General features: G+C 38.3%; 17 protein-coding genes. 8 read left to right on the forward strand and 9 right to left on the reverse strand.

Annotated elements, in window-relative coordinates; translation table 11 throughout:
• Positions 1-77: 77 nt before the first annotated feature.
• The 5 genes from WBW42_RS08965 to proB all read left to right on the forward strand — a co-directional run bounded on the left by WBW42_RS08965 (position 78) and on the right by proB (position 5645).
• On the forward strand, positions 78-1535 hold the full coding sequence (locus tag WBW42_RS08965) for a glyceraldehyde-3-phosphate dehydrogenase (protein ID WP_005067858.1): 1458 nt from the start codon (positions 78-80) through the stop codon (positions 1533-1535).
• A gap of 149 nt (positions 1536-1684) precedes the next feature.
• Positions 1685-2410 carry a hypothetical protein gene (locus WBW42_RS08970; protein ID WP_005067859.1) on the forward strand — a complete coding sequence of 242 codons (726 nt, stop codon included), beginning with the start codon at positions 1685-1687 and terminating at the stop codon, positions 2408-2410.
• Between the two features lie 11 nt (positions 2411-2421).
• A complete protein-coding gene (locus tag WBW42_RS08975) occupies positions 2422-3096 on the forward strand; it encodes a hypothetical protein (RefSeq protein WP_005067862.1) in 675 nt (224 codons plus the stop codon).
• A 179-nt stretch (positions 3097-3275) separates the two neighbouring features.
• On the forward strand, positions 3276-4496 hold the full coding sequence (cgtA, locus tag WBW42_RS08980; protein WP_002118576.1) for an Obg family GTPase CgtA: 1221 nt from the start codon (positions 3276-3278) through the stop codon (positions 4494-4496).
• 15 nt (positions 4497-4511) lie between these two features.
• Positions 4512-5645, forward strand: coding sequence for a glutamate 5-kinase (gene proB, locus WBW42_RS08985; RefSeq protein WP_002118789.1), 1134 nt, complete (start codon positions 4512-4514; stop codon positions 5643-5645).
• A gap of 26 nt (positions 5646-5671) precedes the next feature.
• Here the strand turns inward: proB and WBW42_RS08990 are convergent, their stop codons facing one another.
• Positions 5672-6328 carry an HAD-IB family hydrolase gene (locus WBW42_RS08990; RefSeq protein WP_017386255.1) on the reverse strand — a complete coding sequence of 219 codons (657 nt, stop codon included), beginning with the start codon at positions 6326-6328 and terminating at the stop codon, positions 5672-5674.
• Positions 6295-7503, reverse strand: a complete 1209-nt coding sequence (locus WBW42_RS08995) for a DUF1615 domain-containing protein (RefSeq protein WP_045126687.1) — start codon at positions 7501-7503, stop codon at positions 6295-6297. Before WBW42_RS08995 ends, WBW42_RS08990 begins: the two co-directional genes overlap by 34 nt.
• An 83-nt stretch (positions 7504-7586) precedes the next feature.
• On the opposite strand from WBW42_RS08995, the gene dusB reads away from it, so the two are divergent.
• Positions 7587-8612 carry a tRNA dihydrouridine synthase DusB gene (gene dusB / locus WBW42_RS09000; RefSeq protein WP_032055227.1) on the forward strand — a complete coding sequence of 342 codons (1026 nt, stop codon included), beginning with the start codon at positions 7587-7589 and terminating at the stop codon, positions 8610-8612.
• A 37-nt stretch (positions 8613-8649) separates the two neighbouring features.
• Here dusB and WBW42_RS09005 read toward each other — a convergent pair whose 3' ends face one another.
• On the reverse strand, positions 8650-9696 hold the full coding sequence (locus WBW42_RS09005; protein ID WP_032055228.1) for an NAD(P)H-dependent flavin oxidoreductase: 1047 nt from the start codon (positions 9694-9696) through the stop codon (positions 8650-8652).
• A 117-nt stretch (positions 9697-9813) separates the two neighbouring features.
• On the reverse strand, positions 9814-10515 hold the full coding sequence (locus tag WBW42_RS09010; protein WP_032055229.1) for a VIT1/CCC1 transporter family protein: 702 nt from the start codon (positions 10513-10515) through the stop codon (positions 9814-9816).
• A 266-nt stretch (positions 10516-10781) separates the two neighbouring features.
• Between WBW42_RS09010 and WBW42_RS09015 the strand changes: the two genes are divergently transcribed.
• Both WBW42_RS09015 and wecB read left to right on the forward strand, forming a co-directional pair.
• On the forward strand, positions 10782-11999 hold the full coding sequence (locus WBW42_RS09015) for a tetratricopeptide repeat protein (RefSeq protein ID WP_032055232.1): 1218 nt from the start codon (positions 10782-10784) through the stop codon (positions 11997-11999).
• A 1-nt stretch (position 12000) separates the two neighbouring features.
• A complete protein-coding gene (gene wecB, locus WBW42_RS09020) occupies positions 12001-13143 on the forward strand; it encodes a non-hydrolyzing UDP-N-acetylglucosamine 2-epimerase (RefSeq protein WP_032006957.1) in 1143 nt (380 codons plus the stop codon).
• On the opposite strand, the gene WBW42_RS09025 is transcribed toward wecB, so the two are convergent.
• Genes WBW42_RS09025 through WBW42_RS09045 form a run of 5 tightly spaced genes read right to left on the reverse strand, consistent with a single transcriptional unit; the run spans position 13128 to position 18747 of the window.
• Positions 13128-14048, reverse strand: coding sequence for a hypothetical protein (locus WBW42_RS09025; protein ID WP_017386261.1), 921 nt, complete (start codon positions 14046-14048; stop codon positions 13128-13130). The genes wecB and WBW42_RS09025 overlap by 16 nt on opposite strands.
• Complete coding sequence (locus WBW42_RS09030) at positions 14026-15870, reverse strand: hypothetical protein (protein ID WP_032070357.1); 1845 nt, start codon at positions 15868-15870, stop codon at positions 14026-14028. Before WBW42_RS09030 ends, WBW42_RS09025 begins: the two co-directional genes overlap by 23 nt.
• On the reverse strand, positions 15871-17121 hold the full coding sequence (locus WBW42_RS09035) for a glycosyltransferase family 2 protein (protein WP_002118919.1): 1251 nt from the start codon (positions 17119-17121) through the stop codon (positions 15871-15873).
• Complete coding sequence (locus WBW42_RS09040) at positions 17108-18004, reverse strand: hypothetical protein (RefSeq protein ID WP_002118561.1); 897 nt, start codon at positions 18002-18004, stop codon at positions 17108-17110. Before WBW42_RS09040 ends, WBW42_RS09035 begins: the two co-directional genes overlap by 14 nt.
• Complete coding sequence (locus WBW42_RS09045) at positions 18004-18747, reverse strand: hypothetical protein (protein WP_032055236.1); 744 nt, start codon at positions 18745-18747, stop codon at positions 18004-18006. Before WBW42_RS09045 ends, WBW42_RS09040 begins: the two co-directional genes overlap by 1 nt.
• Between the last annotated feature and the right edge of the window lie 38 nt (positions 18748-18785).

Consider the following 18785-nt stretch of genomic DNA (forward strand, 5'->3'; position numbering starts at 1 on the left):
ATTCTTGCCAATAATTCCATTACAATTACGGGGTTTTAAAAATCACGCCTAGATATAATTAATTAGAGGACGTATCTGTGAGCAAAGACACTATCATCGCCCTGCACGCTGAACACCAAGGCCGTTGGAAAAACCGTGAAGAAATCGCGGAACGTATGATTGCATTAATCGGTCAATTATACCGTGAAAAAAATATTGTCGTATCTGTTTACGGTCGCTCTTTAATTAACCGTTCTGTTATCCAAATTTTGAAAACTCACCGTCGTACACGTGTTGTAGACGTTGAGCTTTCTGTTGTAAATACTTTCCCAATTTTAGAAGCTTTAGCAAAAGTTGAAAATATTGGTTCTGCAGAAGTTGATATCGGTAAACTTGCTGTTGAATATAAAGAAAAAGGCGGTGATGTTGATGCTTTTGTTGCTCAATCAGTTGAGTCAATCAAAGGTAGCGCAACTTCTGAACAACCTAAAGATGTAGTTCTTTACGGTTTTGGTCGTATTGGTCGTATCTTGGCTCGTTTAATCATTAGCCAATCAGGTTTAGGTCGTGGTTTAAGCCTTAAAGCAATTGTTGTACGTAAGTCTTCTGACGGTGACTTGGCAAAACGTGCTTCTTTACTTCGCCGTGACTCTATTCACGGTACTTTCGCTGGTACAATTTCTGTTGATGAAGAAAACGAAGCAATCATTGCTAACGGTAACTTCATTAAAGTGATTTATGCGTCTAGCCCAAGTGAAGTTGACTATACTGAATACGGTATTGAAAACGCACTTTTAATCGACAACACTGGTAAATGGCGTGATGCTGAAGGTCTAAGCCAACACTTGAAATGCCCAGGCGTTGCACGTGTTGTATTGACTGCACCAAGTAAAGGCGAAATGAAAAACGTTGTATTTGGCGTAAACAACACAGATATCTTAGATGAAGACAAAATCATCTCTGCTGCAAGTTGTACAACAAATGCAATTACTCCAATTCTTAAAGTATTGGATGACAAATATAAAGTTCTTAACGGTCATGTTGAAACTGTTCACTCATTTACAAATGACCAGAACTTAATCGATAACTACCATAAAGCAGATCGTCGTGGCCGTGCTGCTACTTTGAACATGGTAATTACAGAGACTGGTGCAGCTAAAGCAGTTGCTAAAGCATTACCTGCATTGAAAGGTAAATTAACTGGTAACTCTGTACGTGTTCCTACACCAAACGTATCTCTTGCAATCTTGAATTTAACACTTGATAAAGAAGTTGATCGCGAAGAAGTGAATGAATACATTCGTCAAATCTCGATTAACTCTAGCCTTCAAGGTCAAATTGGTTATACCAACTCGACTGAAGTCGTATCAAGTGACTTTATTGGTTCTCGTACAGCAGGTGTATACGATGCTCAAGCAACGATTACTTCTGGTAACCGTTTAACTGCTTACGTTTGGTACGATAACGAAGTTGGTTATAGCTGTCAGGTATTACGTATCGCTGAACAAATGTGCGGCGTAAGCTACAAAAAAATTCCAGCAGAATTGAATGCTTAAGATCATTTAACGATCTATAAAATATTTTCACAAAAAGACCCAGTTTAGACTGGGTTTTTTTACAACCGTACAAAATATATGCTGACTATTTTTTGTAAATAAATGAGAATACAAATTAAGGAAAAAAAGAAAATAGTAAGGGATTGGAATTGTCGCAGTTTAAACGTTTGTTGGTCGTTTTTATATTCATCATTATTGCCAATTTATGTGGTGTACTCATTGCAATATGGGTATTTAAGCACTTTAATATTTATATTCCACTGAAAAATCAGGCAGTTGCTATTGATTTGCAAGAGCCTCTACAGGTTAAGGTTAAAGTACAAGATGCTTTAAATGTGGATGTAAAGGGGCGCGTAAATGCCAGTATTCCAATTGATGAGAAACTGAATATTCCTTTAACACAAACATTAACTCCGCGTGTTTACTTCGATAATATGGTGCCGATTAGCACAACCATTCCGGTCAAAGAAACATTAAAAGTTGAGCAAAATCTACCAATTGATACCAAGGTTCAGGTGCGAGTTTTAGGACGTGATATTACCTTGCCATTGAAAGGGACAATTCCACTAAAACTTGATGTGCCAATTGATATTAATGTCCCACTTGAGCAAAAGGTTCATTTAAAATTTGATGCCCCAGTACGCACGGTATTAAAAGAAAATCTACATATTCCTTTAAAAGCAAGATTAGACACGAATATCCCAATCGAAGGGAATTTAAATGTACCTGTTAAAACTGCATTAAATGCTTCAGTTGATGTGAAAAATACTTTGCCTGTTAAGATTGCAAATGGTGAGTTAAAGATTCCTCTGTCCACTATGCGATTAAATCGAGTATTAGGTTCAGAAACATCACAAAAGACAACTGATCAATAGGGTGGATGCTAATGTTCCGTTCACTCAAGAGTATGTTAATCAGTTTCTTTTTAATGATGATACTTGCCGCTATTATGTTTTGGGTATATCTCAATATTCAAGCAAATTTAGTCGTTTCGGCTCATAATGCCGATATTAGTTTACCTGACTCTTTAGAAACAAAAATTCAAGTTGGTAATACTTTGCAGGTTCAGTCTATTGGTAAACTTGATACAACTTTAGATATAGATCGCCAATTAACTTTACCCTTAAAAGGGAAATATTTGGCAGATTTAAATTTTGCTGTAGAAACACCTATTACGGTAAGTGTCGATTATTCAACGACTCTAAAAATTGATCAGGTTATGCCTTTAGAAACCACCACAGACTTGGTTTATCAAAGTAAGTTTTTACCAAAATTTCCCCTTAAATTAGATATCCCTATTAAATTAGATGTGCCTTTTAATTTAAAACGTAGTTATACCGTTCCCGTTAAAATTGTTTTTGATGGTCCGGTTTATTTTGAATTCGATGAACCTGTAAATTTATCGGTGAAACATCAGTTTAAACCAAGCCTAAACATAAATGATCCTATGGAAATGGGGAATGTCTCTTCATTTAATGCCATCATGTATAATTCTGTGCCAAAAACAAAAGCAAATCTTGATATGCAAATGACCTTACCTCTGCGCAATGTTCATCCTTGATAATTAAATAAATTGGCTAAATTTTATTTTTTATAAGGATCTTATTTGCAAAACTAAAAGCATCTGCTGGATTAAAGATAAAACAGATCGTTATAAATGGAATTGTTCCATTTTCTATTCGAGAATTTTATGAAAATATGGCAGAATAGGCGGTTTTAGAGTTTTTAGAGGATTGGCAGATGCGCTTTGTTGATGAAGCAGTCATTACCGTAGAGGCTGGCGACGGTGGCAATGGCGTAGCCAGTTTTCGCCGTGAAAAATTTGTACCATTTGGTGGCCCAGATGGTGGTGATGGCGGACGTGGTGGAAGTATCTATATTCAAGCTGATGATGATACAAGTACGCTAGTCGATTACCGTTACACACGTAAATTCCGTGCTGAGCGTGGAAAAAACGGTGCAGGTGCTAACTGTACTGGACGTGGTGGTGAAGATGTGGTTTTAAAAGTACCCGTTGGTACAACAATTGTTGATACAGATTCAGGCGATATTATTGGCGATTTGGTTGAAGACGGCCAAAGAATTCTGGTTGCTGGTGGTGGTGAAGGTGGTTTAGGTAACACTCACTTTAAATCATCAACTAACCGAGCACCGCGTAAATGTACGACTGGTACAAAAGGTGAGTTCCGCGAAATTCGTCTTGAATTAAAAGTATTGGCAGATGTTGGTTTGCTTGGTATGCCAAATGCCGGTAAATCTACTTTTATTCGTGCTGTAAGTGCTGCAAAACCAAAAGTGGCAGATTATCCATTTACAACCATGGTTCCAAACTTGGGTGTAGTCGATGCTGACCGCCATCGTTCATTTGTAATGGCCGATATTCCTGGGTTAATCGAGGGTGCAGCAGAAGGTGCAGGTTTAGGAATTCGTTTCCTTAAACATTTGGCACGTACGCGTATTCTTTTACACATTATTGATGTACAACCAATTGATGGTTCAGATCCAGCACATAATGCAAAAGCGATTATGAATGAGTTGGCTAAGTTCTCACCAACTTTGGCTAAATTACCAGTTGTTTTAGTACTCAACAAACTTGATCAGATTGCTGAAGAAAGCCGTGAAGAGTGGTGTCAGCACATTCTAGATGAACTAGAGTGGACTGGACCTGTCTTTAAGACATCGGGCTTATTAAGCGAAGGTACAAAAGAAGTTGTGTATTACTTGATGGATCAGATTGAACAGCAACGTGAACGCGAAGTTGAAGATCCTGAATACGCAGCAGAAGTAAGAGCTTTCCGTGAACAACTAGAAGTTGAAACACGTGAACAAACCATTGCGGCAAAAGAAGCATATCGTGCAATGCGTCGAGCACAACGTCTCGAAAGCATGATGGACGATGATGACGATTTTGACGATGATGAAGACGACAATGATGTAGAAGTCATCTACGTTCGTGACTAGAAAACCGAGGGAAACATGATAGAAGTGGTCGATGGGCAACGTCAGCTCAGTGAGTGTAAACGAATCGTTGTTAAAATCGGATCATCTTTACTTACAGCTAATGGGCAAGGTTTAGATCTAGATGCTATTTCGCATTGGGCGAAACAGATTGCAGATCTACACAATGCCGGACACGAGATTATTTTAGTGTCATCAGGAGCTGTAGCAGAAGGTATGGTTCGTATGAAGCTTGCGAGTCGACCCACCGATCTACCCAGTCTACAAGCCTGTGCTGCAATTGGGCAGATGGGCTTAATTCATACTTGGTCTAGTGTGCTTGAAAACCACGGTATTCGTACTGCTCAGGTTTTATTGACTCATGATGATTTGGCAGATCGCCGTCGTTATCTGAACTCGTGTGATGCTTTGCAAAACTTGATTGATTGGCGTGTGATTCCTGTCATTAATGAAAATGACACGGTGTCTACCGATGAGATCCGTTTTGGTGATAACGATACTTTAGCTGCTATGGTGGCAGGTCAGGTTCATGCAGAATTGCTGATCATTTTAACCGATCAGCAAGGTATGTTTGACTCAGATCCGCGTCATAACCCTGATGCTAAATTACTCTCTACTGTTCGTGCCATGGATGATGATTTATTCGATATGGCCGGCGGTGGTGGTGTGCTCGGGCGAGGTGGCATGGTCACTAAAGTTCGTGCTGCACGTTTAGCTGCTAAATCGGGCTGCCCAACCCTCATCGCGAGTGGTGAAAGTGATAATGTCCTGTCACGTGCGATGGCTGGTGAGATGCTAGGTACTTTATTTACTACAGATAAAGACCGCATGACTGCTCATCAACAGTGGCTTGCTGCTCATTTACAAACAGCAGGTCGTCTTGTGATTGATGATGGTGCTGTTGAAGCGATTAAATTGAAACATCGCAGTTTGCTCCCTGTTGGAGTTAAAAATGTTGAAGGACATTTTGATCGTGGTGATGTGGTTGAATGTGTCGATAAACAAGGTAAACGTATTGCGGTAGGTCGAGTGAACTTTAGCTCACGATCAGCCGAAATTATTAAAGGCTTAGCCTCAGATAAGGTTTATCAAGTACTTGGTGAAGCTCGTTCACTTGAAATGATTCATCGTGATCATATGGCAATTTATTAAGTTTTGCTCAAATAAAAAAGCTCGCTTTATGCGAGCTTTTTTTCTGGCGTTAAACGAGGTAAAACACGATCTTCACCTACCATATATGGATGTGTGGCAAGACTAAGCATGTCTAAGTCTTCCGAGCTATTACCATAAGCATAAATCTGGTGGTAATGCTGTAGCGTATATTGCTGATGTATCCTTAACTTCTTTTGTTCACTACTACAGTCTGGAGTAGAATAGTAACCCGTCATCCTGCCGTTTTTAATTTGAGTTTCGGTACAAATCAACTCGATATCTAGTAACTTGCAAAGTGGAGCAAGATAGACATCAATTGAAGCTGAAACTAATACGACTTGATCACCACGCAATTGATGATGTTGTAACTGAGTAAAAATTTCAGGCGAAAGCGCAGAGACTAACTCTTGTGCGTATTCTTCACCTAATTTTTGTAATTCAATTGCAGGCGTATTTTTAAACATGCTACGGAATAACTTAGCACGCATAGCATGGGCAGGATAAAAGTTAAGATAGTAGGCTTGAATCCATGGCAGAATTTTCAAGCCTTGCTTAACAATGTGACGCTTAGATAAAGCATAAAAGATGAACCCTGTAAAACTATCTTTACTACACAAGGTTCCATCAAAATCGAACAGGGCGAGACTTTTTATAGTCTTATTCGTTTCGCTCGTTGCATACATGTTTCATATCGTCCGTTTACGCGGGTTGCATACCAATTGGTATTATAATCACGACTTAATTTAGGCCCAGAAATTACCACTTGAGGCATAATTGCATAGAGTGGTTCTTTGCCAGTTTTTGATTTATAAAGTTTAGTCAGCGCAATATAAGTTTGAGTACTTTCAAACTTTTTCTCTTTTTCTAATTTAAGATCATCACGGATTTGTCGTGGGGTAACCAATACATTATTTTTTGCAAATACCGTGATCAGTTCTTTTTCTGACTCGCTTTGAGCTGCGCGTGGATCACCATCTTTTGTATAAAGAAGTAGATCGCCATCAAGACTTATATCTTTATCGGTAAGTTCTTTTAGCATTTTTTGAAAAGCTGCATTACGGCTAGAGTACATACCAGAGTTATAATCCGCAAAACGATAAATGGCTTTATCGTAGTCTGCCGGATAAACCATTAAACGATGTATGCCGTAATATAAACCACCGTATTCAGTATATAGGTCATCGCGGAGCGCAGCAGTACTCATACTCGAACGCTTATTGGCTTTCGCATAATTAATATGAACTTGCATTGAGCCCAAAGTCGTAATAGGGTTCATTTTCTCGCCAATATCTTGACCAACCAATTTGGCTGCACCAGTTAAGGCACTCACATGATAGTGTTTAGCCATGAAGTCGAAAATTTCTCGGTAAAGTAAGTCGAGTTCTTTCTCGGTTTTAACTTTACGCATTTGACTCATATAGTTGTTATCAGGAGAGGGCTGAGTTCTTAGAACTTCTTCAAAGTAACCAGCAATTGTTCCACCAACGGTTTTGCCAAGCTTATCTTCAAATTTTTCATTTAAACGTGTACTAACTTCTTCAACTGCCTTTTGTCCTAACCCAGGCACTTGAGGGTTGGCAACAAAGTTAGATTCCTGATCCACTACAGCCACAATACTACAGACATTTTTCTTGGTTTTAGGAATATCCAAGTCTTTCATAATGTCATCAATATCTTTAGCCCATGACTCACGGTCATGCACACGCGATGGAATTAGACGTTTAATCTGTTGGCTTTCTAGTTCAGGCTCATCATTGTTTGACCACCAAGCTTTATCACCACAAGCAGCTAAACTCATGCATACGGCAGCCATGCCGAATGATTTTAATAAAAAACGGGAAGACAACGGTTTGTTCATGGCGAGGAAAGCACCTGCATAAAAAGATGAGCCGATTAAGCGGATGAAGTATACTATGTTGATCATCAATTGTATGAATATATATGTATATTGGTCCCTATCAACTGTCAAATAATTTAATTGTTGCTCCTATGGCGGGAGTTACTGACCGTCCATTTAGAACACTCTGCAAGTATTTTGGCGCAGGCCATGCAGTCAGTGAAATGATGACTGCTGATAAAACTTTGCGGATGAGCAAAAAGAGCCTCTACCGTGCGAACTTTGATGGTGAACTCGCTCCAATCTCTGCTCAAATTGCAGGTTCTGATCCTGAGCAATTGGCAGAGGCTGCACGTTATCAAGTAGCAAATGGCGCGCAAATTGTTGATATCAATATGGGATGTCCTGCCAAGAAAGTATGTAATAAACTCGCAGGTTCAGCGTTATTGCAAGATGAAGACTTAGTGGCCCGAATACTTGATGCAGTGGTCGCTGCTGTTGATGTTCCCGTGACTTTGAAAACCCGTTTGGGCTTTTTAAATGGTCAGGAAAATATTTTAAGAGTCGCAAAAAGGGCAGAAGAAGCGGGGATTGCCGCGCTAGCTTTACATGGCCGTACTCGCGAAGACATGTATTTAAATACAGCGCGTTATGATTTGATCAAACATGTTAAAGAATTAATCAATATTCCACTTATTGCGAACGGTGATATTGATAGTCCTGAAAAAGCAAAATATGTACTCGACTATACTGGGGCAGATGCAATTATGATTGGTCGAGCTGCTCAAGGTCGACCATGGATTTTTCGTGAAATTGCTCATTATTTAAAAACTGGTGAACACTTAGCTGCACTTAATATTGAAGAGGTGAAGCAGGTGTTACTAGGACATTTATCAGAACTTTATCAATTTTATGGTGAATACTCTGGCTGCCGTATTGCCCGTAAACACATTGCTTGGTACACCAAAGGATTACGTTCGAGTAATGAATTCCGCCAAAATATGTATAAAGTTGAAAGCACTGCTGAACAGGCAATAGTAGTCGAAAATTATTTTAATCAGTTATTAGCTGAAGGCAATTTGATGAGTGATGTTCAGGTTGAGCAGGTTAACTTACTAGAAACCCATTAAATAAAAAGCCAGTATATGATTACTGGCTTTTTAAGATTTACTCATCTTCTAGCATTTCTACAACTAACTGGTTAACCAGATCAGCAGCATCTAGCTCTCGTATTTGAGAGACATTACTACCCGCCCAAAAAGCACCGAAGCCATAGTCTTTATTCTTGCTTCCAATGGCATTTAATTGCTTGGCTAGATCGTATGCATATGGATATTCGGGTTGAGGAGGGCGATTAGGTAAATCAATTTGTGTGTGCCAATGGTTGAGCAGGCCACGGGCTGGACGCCCAGAAAGACTGGCGCTGATTTGTGTTACAGGTTCATTAAATAAAGCTTTACGATACTCGGCAGATGCATTTGATGTATGGCATTGAACAAATGCTGTTCCGAGTTGAACCGCAGCAGCTCCTAAGCTCAACATATGCCGTGCCTGTGCTCCATTCATAATACCGCCTGCAGCTACCACAGGTGGTTTGCAATGCTTGACAATAAGGTGTACTAAATCGCTCGTTTTAATTGCTGCATCAAAGGCTTTATTAAAGATTCCACGATGTCCGCCTGCTTCAATCCCTTGAGCAATAATAATATCTATACCAGCCGTTTCAATGGCTTGTGCTTCAACTAAGTTGGTAGCAGACACCATCGTGATAATTCCGGCATCTTTTAATGCCTGAATTTGATGGGGATGGGGAATTCCAAAATGAAAACTTACCGCTTTAGGTTTGGTTTCTAATACGACATTTAGAAAATCATCGTTATCAAGAAAACTTGGATAAATACAGTTTAACTTTTGAGGAGGCTGTTCTCCGAACTTTTCAAATTGTGGGCGTAAATATTCAATCCATTGAGCAGAAGTTTGAAGATTAAGTTGCTCGGGTTGATGACAGAAAAAATTAACCTGAAATGATTTTTCTGTAAGTGTTTGGGTTTTTAAAATCTGTTCACGTGCACTTTGTGCCGTATTTGCACCTAGACCTAAGGACCCAAGACCACCCTGATTAGAAACTTCTGCTGCAAGTTCAGGTGTAGATACACCTGCCATAGGGGCAAGAAAAATTGGATGTTTAATTTCAAGTTGTTGTAATAGGTCCATTTTATTCACCTCATTTCTTTCTGTTCACCATAACGTGAAAGCAGAACCAAGAGCAAATAATATTGGGCATTTAGTTTTTAAATATTTAGTTCTTAAACATTGATAAGTTCTGATTTTTTAAAGTGGAGTAACATGAAATAAAGAGCCGATCCAGCTTGAAAAGCCCATCGCTAAAATTCCCCACAAGGTAATGCGTAGACTCCCTTTAAGCTTGGAAGTACCTGCGAAATGACTTGATAGCGCTCCTAAAAAAGCTAATGAAATAATGCCAAATATTAAGACTGTTTTTTCGATCCATATATCTGAACTGAGTAAAATAGCCAGCATAGGAAACAATGCCCCAAATGAAAATGAGCCAGCTGAAGCTAATGCGGCTTGAATAGGATTTGCTGCGGTATTTTCATGAATACCTATTTCATCACGCGCGTGAGCCCCTAAAGCATCATGATTTGTAAGTTCAGTAGCAACTTGTAGCGCTAAATCAGGTGCTAAGCCTCTGGATATATAAATTTGAGTGAGTTCGTCCAGTTCACGCTGCGGATGCTTTTTAAGTTCTTGTTCTTCAAATTTTAAGTCGGCTTTTTCAATATCTTCTTGTGATTTTACTGAAATATATTCTCCTGCAGCCATAGAGGTTGCACCGGAAATTAAACCAGCAATACATGCAATAAGAAGTGTATGAGCAGAAGCCCCACTTGCAGCCATTCCCATAATTAGACTAGTAACAGAAATAATTCCATCATTTGCCCCTAAAACGGCCGCCCTTAACCACCCTGAGCGGTGAATAAAATGATGTTCTGGATGTTGAGAAAAGGACATGTTTTCCCCTATTTGTAGTTATAAATTTTTATCTTATCCTATAAGATTATTTACAATAATACGATTAAAAAATGTGTCATTATAGGAAAAACAAACAGATAAGAACTTTTTAAAACATAATATTAAAGGAGATAAAATGAACAATTTAAAGAACTCATCTACTTATATAAACAGTGTCATTTATGGGTTTAATTATAATACTTATTGATTAAATTTTAATTTGATTGCTACGCAAGCATTCTACCTATTGTACTCTAGAGGTCCCAATGAATAGCAAAACAATAAAATCTATAACTCGTTCCTTTATCGTTGTTGGTTCGATCTGTCCAGCTTTAGGCCTCTTAAGTATTGAGACTAGTTTTGCACAAGAGATTGTTAATCAAGAATATAAACCAGGTAATCCAATTTATGATAAATGGGATCAATTTTATAAAATTGAAAAGACTCAACCTGAAAATGCCGAGAAGTTATTATTAGAACTTGGAGAGATGACGCCACAAGATATTAAAGTTTGGAAAAGCTTAACTTATTTACAAATTCGACTAGGGAAACAAGATGCAGCTTTGCAAAGTCTAAGAAAAGCAGAGGCATTAGATCCAGCAGATGATAATTTAAAACTCCAAGAAGCTTATCTACTGAATTCTCAAAAAAATAACAAAGAGGCTTTGGTGGTTTTTAAGGAACTTACCCAATCTAAAGATGCTGATATTGCGAGTAAAGCGACACAGGCTATAAAAAATCTGAGTGGAGGAGAGGTCAAAACTTATTTCCGTGATGTGTATTTTGCGCCTTCATATGAATCACGTTACGACGATGTAATTTTCCCACTTAAAGCTCGCTATGGTAAGAACCTCGATAATGGTCGAGCGCAGGTGTATGGCTTTTTAAATCTAAACCGCGATACTCAATCTCAAGGTGGTGTACGACCTGAAATTATTGATGAAAATGCAGTAACTCTAGGTGTAGGTGCTAATTATCAACCTTGGACTTCTATACCTGTGCGCATGTATTTAGAAGTAGGTGGAAGTTACGATCTGATTGATCGAAATAGAGATAAATTTCGTGAAAGTGTTGTCGGTGGGGTGACAGGTTATCAAGAATGGTATTCTCAAAATAATTGTGATCAGTCACTTTGTTTTAATGAGTACTTCACTGATTTATATGGCAATGCTGCGACTTATTCTAGAGAAGATTATAATGTTATTGGCGATTTACGCTTACGTACGGGTTTGAATGTCTATAAGGGTGAAACAGGCACTGTACAAGCTTATATGAAATTGCATGGCTTAGCTGACAGTAAAGATGAATATTACAATAATTTATTTGAATATGGCCCAGGTATTTCATGGCAGCCTTTTAATTATCAACCAATAAAACTACGTGTTGAACGACTATATGGCAATTACTTTAAAGATGTGCCAGTAAATACGAAAGATCATTACAACAATACTCGAGTAGAACTCGTTTTTTATAAGGATTTCTAAAGTGAATAAAGTTTTTATATCTATTGTATTTGGAACCCGTCCTGAATTAATCAAACTTGCCCCTGTTATTTTATTGGCAAAACAAGACCCTCGCTTTCAAGTTGAAGTGATTTTTACTGGACAGCATGACGAACTAGTAAGAGATGCGATAGATTTCTTTGGGGTTGAAATTGACCACCGTCTTAAAATTATGAATGCTGGACAAAGTTTAAATCAGCTCTTAATTCATGGTTTGAGCCAAATCGAGAATGTATACACTGATGGGCAAAAACGAGATGCAATTGTTATTCAGGGTGATACAACAACTGTTTTAGCAGCTGGCTTAGTCGCGTTTTCAATGAAAGTCCCTGTTGCGCATGTTGAAGCTGGTTTACGTTCTTATGATTTAGATCATCCTTTTCCAGAGGAGGGAAATCGTCAGTTGGTTTCACGTATTACTAAATGGCATTTTGCCCCGACTGAACAATCAAAAAGAAATTTACTCAATGAACAAATTCCGTCAGAGCTCATTACGGTTACAGGCAATACAGTTGTTGATGCGGTGTATTTAGGGCGTAAATTAATTGCTGAAAAATCTGATTTGAAGAACCGGCTTGAACCTTATGGAATTCAATTAAAGCAAGATGACAAAGTAGTACTTATTACTGCCCACCGTCGTGAAAATTTTGGCGGTGGAATTCAAAATATTTGCAATGCGGTTGAGCACTTAGCTCAAGCACATCCTGATTTACATTTCATTTGGCCTGTACATTTAAACCCAGCCGTCCATGACGTAGTCCATGATAAGTTTAAAGACCATTCCCAAATTCATCTTGTTAAACCATTAGACTACCCAAGTCTATTGGCAGTGATAGACCGATCTACTTTTATTTTGACGGATTCGGGAGGCTTACAAGAAGAAAGTCCATCATTTAATAAGCCAGTTTTAATCTTGCGGGACACTACCGAGCGACCAGAAGTGGTTGAGGTGGGGGCAGGCGTTTTGGTGGGGACAAATCAAGAAAAAATTATTGAAGAAGCTGAAAAGTTACTCACTGACCAACAGCACTATGAAAAAATGGCGCATGTAGAAAACCCATTCGGCGATGGGCAAGCAGCTCAACGTATTCTCAATCAAATTGCTAAATCTTATGAATTGGCATAATCATGATTTAAGGATCTCGTCTCATTTATGGTTTTGTTGGCATGACCATAAGTGAGGCGGTACCATAAGCTCACAATATTAACGCACCAGCGGCTCATGTAATGAGGACCATCAAAAATATAAACAGTTTTACCTTCATATGCTTTTAGCTGAGAAATAATTTCCCAAGGATATGCGGCTCTAAATTGCCCATTCTTTTTCACTCTAAAAGCTTCTAATACTATAATTACTTTGTCTTTTCCAAGTTTATCTTCAAGCTGATCTAAAATATGTTTGGCCTGTTTAGGTGATCGAACGCCTACGCCAACACCATCTTGGAAAAAAACTCCCGTATGGTCAGGCAGCCAGCTTTTAACCCATAAATCATAATTTTCAGGCTCAGTTTCGCCACTATAAATACTCACCCAGACTGGTGAAGGAAGCTTCGATAACACATGACCTAAAGCACTGACTCGTAGCCAAGTTGGATCTGCTTCTACCGGAAAGTAATAACCTTTAAATGCTGTTTTTTGCTCTTTTATAATTTGGGCAGATTTTTCGCCTAATTCAATGACATTAGCCCGAGCTTTAGGTTCATTATATTCACCGGCTAAGCCCAATATGAGATTTTTTGCCCAAGGTTCTTGTTTAATCTTTTCTAAATTAATAGCTTTTTCCCATTGTGGAAAATTTGATTCTTTCCACCAAGATTTAGATTCAACAACAGACCATTGGGGAACAAATGTATCAACACCTAAATAGTGCCAATTTCCTTCTGGAGGAGTAGTGTTATTGTCAGGTTGCCAGAAAACACCTTCAATATGAGGGGCTTGACCTTGATGTTTGAAAAGCCCCGCATATACGATGACACTACATATAATTAAAATAATAAAAGCAGCTATTTTAATTGGTATCTGTTTTCTCATTATTTCGTCTTAACCAGTACCACAAGAAGATAATTATTATCATAATTGCAGAGATAATCACAACTAATAAGAAGAAAGAAGACTGTTGGACTAGAGGCGCCTTTTGATTTCCGACAATGAGTTTTTGTAAAACATAGATATTTCCATTTTCTGAAACCAGCATTTTCGTCACGTTGTTTGGAATTTTATGTTGTATTTTTTCCCAAAGGTGCATAAACGTTTGTGCGCCACCTTGTGAGTCGGTAATCACATCAAAGCGGTTATTGTTATAACTGACAATAAAACCATTTTGGGCAGCAGGTGCATAAATAATATCCTGATGCATTAGTACTTGTTGTTGATAAATATCTTTGTTAACGCGGACATTTACAGATTGTGGCGCGCTCGGTGAATAACGGACTAGGTTGAGAGGCATTGGTGCTTGGGTTAAAAGCATTTTTTTCGCAGTTTGACCTAACACAATCGCGATATTTAATGCACCAGATTGACCATCAACCGCAATTGTGGGGGTTGTTGCTAAAGTCACTGAAATTGCGGCTACACCATTTTTAAGTTTATGAGGTAGCTTTACAGTAGATTTGGCTGTATCAATCCAAAGTGAACCATGTGCGTTAGGTAAACATTGGGAATTGGCTATCACTGAATTTTCCAGCTTTAGACTAAAATTTGTCGTATTAGAAATAGCTTTTGCAAAAATATTGAACTGACGGTTTACTGGGTCTGAAGCAAGGTCGGCTGTTTTCATGCTTCCAGCAAGTCCTCCATCAATCCAAGCTGTAATATTGGAACCTTGTAATAAACCACTTTGAATACGAAGTGCGATTTGTCCTTGCAAGATATCGGTTGGTTGCCATACCGCAGGGAAATCAAGAAATAAGTTTTTTTCAGCGTGATTTAATCTGAAATCTTGAATACCTAAATCGGCGAGTGTATCGATTTTTTTAAATTGAGCCCATGTTGGATTAGATATTGTATTTGGAAAAACTGCGTTTCCTGTACTCAATTGTTGTACATAAGAAGAATTAATTAGTCCATTTACTGCGCTCGTTAAATCTTGTTGAGTATGATAAGTAATTGATAAGGTAGGCACACCTTCTACAGGTTTTGCAATTTGTACTAGTGCTCCGCCTTTTAGTGGTGCTGCTGAGCGAATAACTTCAATAATAAAGTTTGTTTCAGGATTTAAATTGGTTTGTCCTGAATCAACCCATTCAACAGGTGTTATGGAGGTCCATGAACTTGCTAATCTGGCGAGCATGGAGGCTTCTATAATCTCTTTACGGTTGTATTTTAAAATACCAACAAATGGAGTAGGCCGTCTCGCTTGTGGGTTATATAAAGCATCTGGCAAATCTTTTAAGCGATATTCATTACGAATAGGTGTAAAGTCGAGCTGGGAATTACTTAAATAAGTTAGGTGATCAATATCTTCTGTACAGAATGTTTCTTTGGTTTGATTCAGCGTAGTCGGTTTCGCATATTGTTGAATAATAAAATCTAAACGGTGAAAACCACTCTGACTTGCTGGAATATCAAATTTGACTTGACCATCCCCACTTAGGGTAGTGTTATAAATGAGTTTATCATCATATTTTACAAGTAAAGTTGTATCGCTTTCAGTGGAATAATCACTTGAAAATTGAATGTTTTGCCACTGGGCACCTTTGCCAATATAGAAAAAATGAGGCTCGACTGTGTATTTAGTAGAAGTACTAATATCGTCCAGTTCCCATGTATACGCATGAGCAGACATGGCGAGCATAAGACTGGTGCTGGCAAGGAGCACTTGAGCTGTTTTGTAAAGATCAAAAGTCTTTTTCATTTATTTTTTCTCCTTGCTACGTTCCGTTTTGTACCATTGAAGGGAGTTGCCCTGTATTTTATTTTTAAGCATGTCATATGCGGCTTTAAAAACAATAAATAGAAATATTTGTGAGTAACTTACGTAAGATAGAACTGAATAAAAGTAGAGTTCTGGTTTAACTTTTTCGAGTGAAAGCGTAAACCACATTTGTGCCACATATAGGCAAAATGACAGTCCCCATAGAGTTGTGAATGGGCCTGGAACTGAAATACCCGCAATATCAAGTATGCCAAGGGTTAACGTGATATGACTCCAGAATAAAGCGGGTACAAAAAGTATGTAGCACATAATGTTGTTAAGAATTTCAATTCCGATAGGAAAAGGCGTTCTTAATGCGACGGGTAAATATTTACGAGTCACATAAAAATTACCTTGGGTCCAACGTGAACGCTGTTTAACAAACACACTCAGAGATGGAGGATCTTGCTGCCAACCAATTGCATAGGGCACCCATTTAATCCGTTTTTGACCAATGAAAATCCTAAAACTCATTTCTGTATCATCGACCAATGACTTTTCATCAAAACCGCCTAAGGTTTCTAAAGCATCACGCCAAATCACATAGTTAGTACCCATTAATGTCGATAGCTCAAAACGTTGCCAACGACCGCCTTGGAAAATCCATTGGAAAAAGATGAACTCAATGGCAATAAATCGGGTCAAAATACTATCTTGCCAATTACGTGTTCTTACTTTTCCATTAACGGCTACTAATTTTTTATCGGCAAGTAGGGTTTGAGCTAGCAAGCGAACACAATCGGGTTCTGGTGTACTGTCCGCATCATAGACAACAATCAATTCGCCTCTAGCATGGGGGAGGCCATTATTAAGCGTTCTAGATTTACCTTTCCCCCCCATTCCTTTAGGAACATTAACAATCTTTATGCAAGGATAAATTTTTGCCAAATTTTCGGCGATTTCTAGGGTGTTATCCTTTGACCCATCATTAATGAGTAAAACTTCATATGCTTCGGCTGGGTAATCTTGTTGAGCAATTGCATGCAAAGTATCTTCAATCACAACACCTTCATTATAGGCAGGGATCAAGACACTCAAAACGGGCCATCTCTCTGGTATTGGAAGGTTTTGTAACTCTTTTTCTGCTGTTTTTGAATATTTCCAAGCTTGATAACTTAACCACGCCCAAAATGCTTGTGGAATCCAAATCCCTAAAAATCCAAATAAGAAGAGAATATCAATGGGAGCCATTTGATTTAACCCTCCTGATAATAGACGAGATGAGCAAGACTAATAAAATCAACCCGATTACAAGAGAGAACCATGAAATATAGCTACCAAACGTACCAAGGAGGTCAGGGTAGGTACTCGTCAGAATTAGATCGAGTGGAACTACAACAGTACTTAAACCGATAAAAATGTATCCAAGGAAATTAGTTTTTACATGCTCTGGCGTACTTATGTAATTAATCTTATTAAATTTCCAAGATATTCCGAGTTGAGGATATCGAATATTTGTTGTGGGTAGATCAGCAGGAGGATTAATAATAATTTCATACCCAGAAATATGACCGTTAAAACGTTTAGCCGAATAAAATAAATGCTGTTTTTGCTTAATTTCTCTAGAGGGTAACGGGAGCTGCGAAGGGTTAAATTGAATAATATAACTACCAGCGGTCTGTGAAATTAAATTTTCATCCCATCCCGTTGAGACAAAAGCAGCCATTGGGCGCAACCCAATTGCAGTCGAAAATGTGGCTTTAGCCGCAAAATATTGAGGTTGCTCTGATTTATAAAGTGCAATCGGAATCGCACCTTGGCTGACTGCTTCTTTGAGCAAGAAATAATGAGAAAAGCTAAAAACTTCATCCGGCAATATAATGCCAGGCTTGAACCCTTTATGAATAAGTCGTTGAAAGCTATCCGAGCTGATCTGGTCAATTGTAAAGATAGGCCACCATGTATCCTGATATGGAAAAAACATTGAAAGATCATCGGTACTCTGAACTTCTGTTTTTGTTTGTTCCGTTTTAATCTCACAATGATAATATTGCCGATAGAACTGCTGTAAAGTGGCATCAGGATACTGACTAGATGCAATAATAATTCCACAAATATTAAGAAGATTAGACATTAAGTAATCTCCTCTTCAGGTGGAATCTGAATAACTTTATATTCGACTTCAAGCCGCAAAGTCATAATTTCTTTTAGCTTTTTAATAAATTCAGGTTCTTCATCCGTTTTTTGCTTGCGAATTACAATGCTGTATATAGTTTCAAGATCATCATCAGCAAACTGGAAAACGATTTCTTGTGGATGATGTTGGCTCAAAATTTTAATCATTTCATTTTGAGTGGTTTTCCACACATCGTCGCCTAACATTTCTTTAATTAAGCTTCGGTTGAGAATACTAATTTCAAAGACTTCATAGTCTTGAATGTGATGATGATCAAGAAGCTTAAAGAAACTGCGTTGAAAATACTTGAGTGCGCTAAGCGGGAAAATATCACGGCGATAATTACGGTCATAACTTTGAATATCGCGGTATTTTTGAACGTTAATTTCAATATTATGGCGAACAGCACTCAGAAAAAGAGGAATGAGGGGAATAATAAAAAGTAAAAGAAGCTGACGTTCAATATGCGTCTGAGCCCCTAAGTCGAGTAGAAAATATACTGCAACACCGATAAAAGCGAGTAAGCCCACAATTAAGGATGCACCAACTTGTAAAAAAGCTCCAGAAATTAAAAGAATGAGAATAAAAATCCAGCTTCCTCTAAAACTTACAGGTAACCACTCATACGCCACCATGCCCATAAATAGATGAGCTGCGATAATCCATAAGACGAGTGTTCTTCCAGGGTTCTTTTGTTGCATGTGAGCTATAGCTACCTTATTGTAATGTTAATTTTTTT

Source organism: Acinetobacter sp. LT1, assembly GCF_059800965.1.

Excerpts from the sequence above, each read along its gene's own strand:
- WBW42_RS08975 (WP_005067862.1), top strand. The coding sequence starts at position 2,422 with ATGTTCCGTTCACTCAAGAGTATGTTAATCAGTTTCTTTTTAATGATG.
- WBW42_RS09010 (WP_032055229.1), bottom strand. The coding sequence starts at position 10,515 with ATGTCCTTTTCTCAACATCCAGAACATCATTTTATTCACCGCTCAGGG.
- WBW42_RS08995 (WP_045126687.1), bottom strand. The coding sequence starts at position 7,503 with ATGAACAAACCGTTGTCTTCCCGTTTTTTATTAAAATCATTCGGCATG.
- WBW42_RS09030 (WP_032070357.1), bottom strand. The coding sequence starts at position 15,870 with ATGAAAAAGACTTTTGATCTTTACAAAACAGCTCAAGTGCTCCTTGCC.
- WBW42_RS09015 (WP_032055232.1), top strand. The coding sequence starts at position 10,782 with ATGAATAGCAAAACAATAAAATCTATAACTCGTTCCTTTATCGTTGTT.
- dusB (WP_032055227.1), top strand. The coding sequence starts at position 7,587 with ATGTATATTGGTCCCTATCAACTGTCAAATAATTTAATTGTTGCTCCT.
- WBW42_RS09005 (WP_032055228.1), bottom strand. The coding sequence starts at position 9,696 with ATGGACCTATTACAACAACTTGAAATTAAACATCCAATTTTTCTTGCC.
- WBW42_RS09045 (WP_032055236.1), bottom strand. The coding sequence starts at position 18,747 with ATGCAACAAAAGAACCCTGGAAGAACACTCGTCTTATGGATTATCGCA.
- WBW42_RS08990 (WP_017386255.1), bottom strand. The coding sequence starts at position 6,328 with ATGTATGCAACGAGCGAAACGAATAAGACTATAAAAAGTCTCGCCCTG.
- WBW42_RS09035 (WP_002118919.1), bottom strand. The coding sequence starts at position 17,121 with ATGGCTCCCATTGATATTCTCTTCTTATTTGGATTTTTAGGGATTTGG.
- cgtA (WP_002118576.1), top strand. The coding sequence starts at position 3,276 with ATGCGCTTTGTTGATGAAGCAGTCATTACCGTAGAGGCTGGCGACGGT.
- proB (WP_002118789.1), top strand. The coding sequence starts at position 4,512 with ATGATAGAAGTGGTCGATGGGCAACGTCAGCTCAGTGAGTGTAAACGA.
- WBW42_RS09025 (WP_017386261.1), bottom strand. The coding sequence starts at position 14,048 with ATGAGAAAACAGATACCAATTAAAATAGCTGCTTTTATTATTTTAATT.
- WBW42_RS09040 (WP_002118561.1), bottom strand. The coding sequence starts at position 18,004 with ATGTCTAATCTTCTTAATATTTGTGGAATTATTATTGCATCTAGTCAG.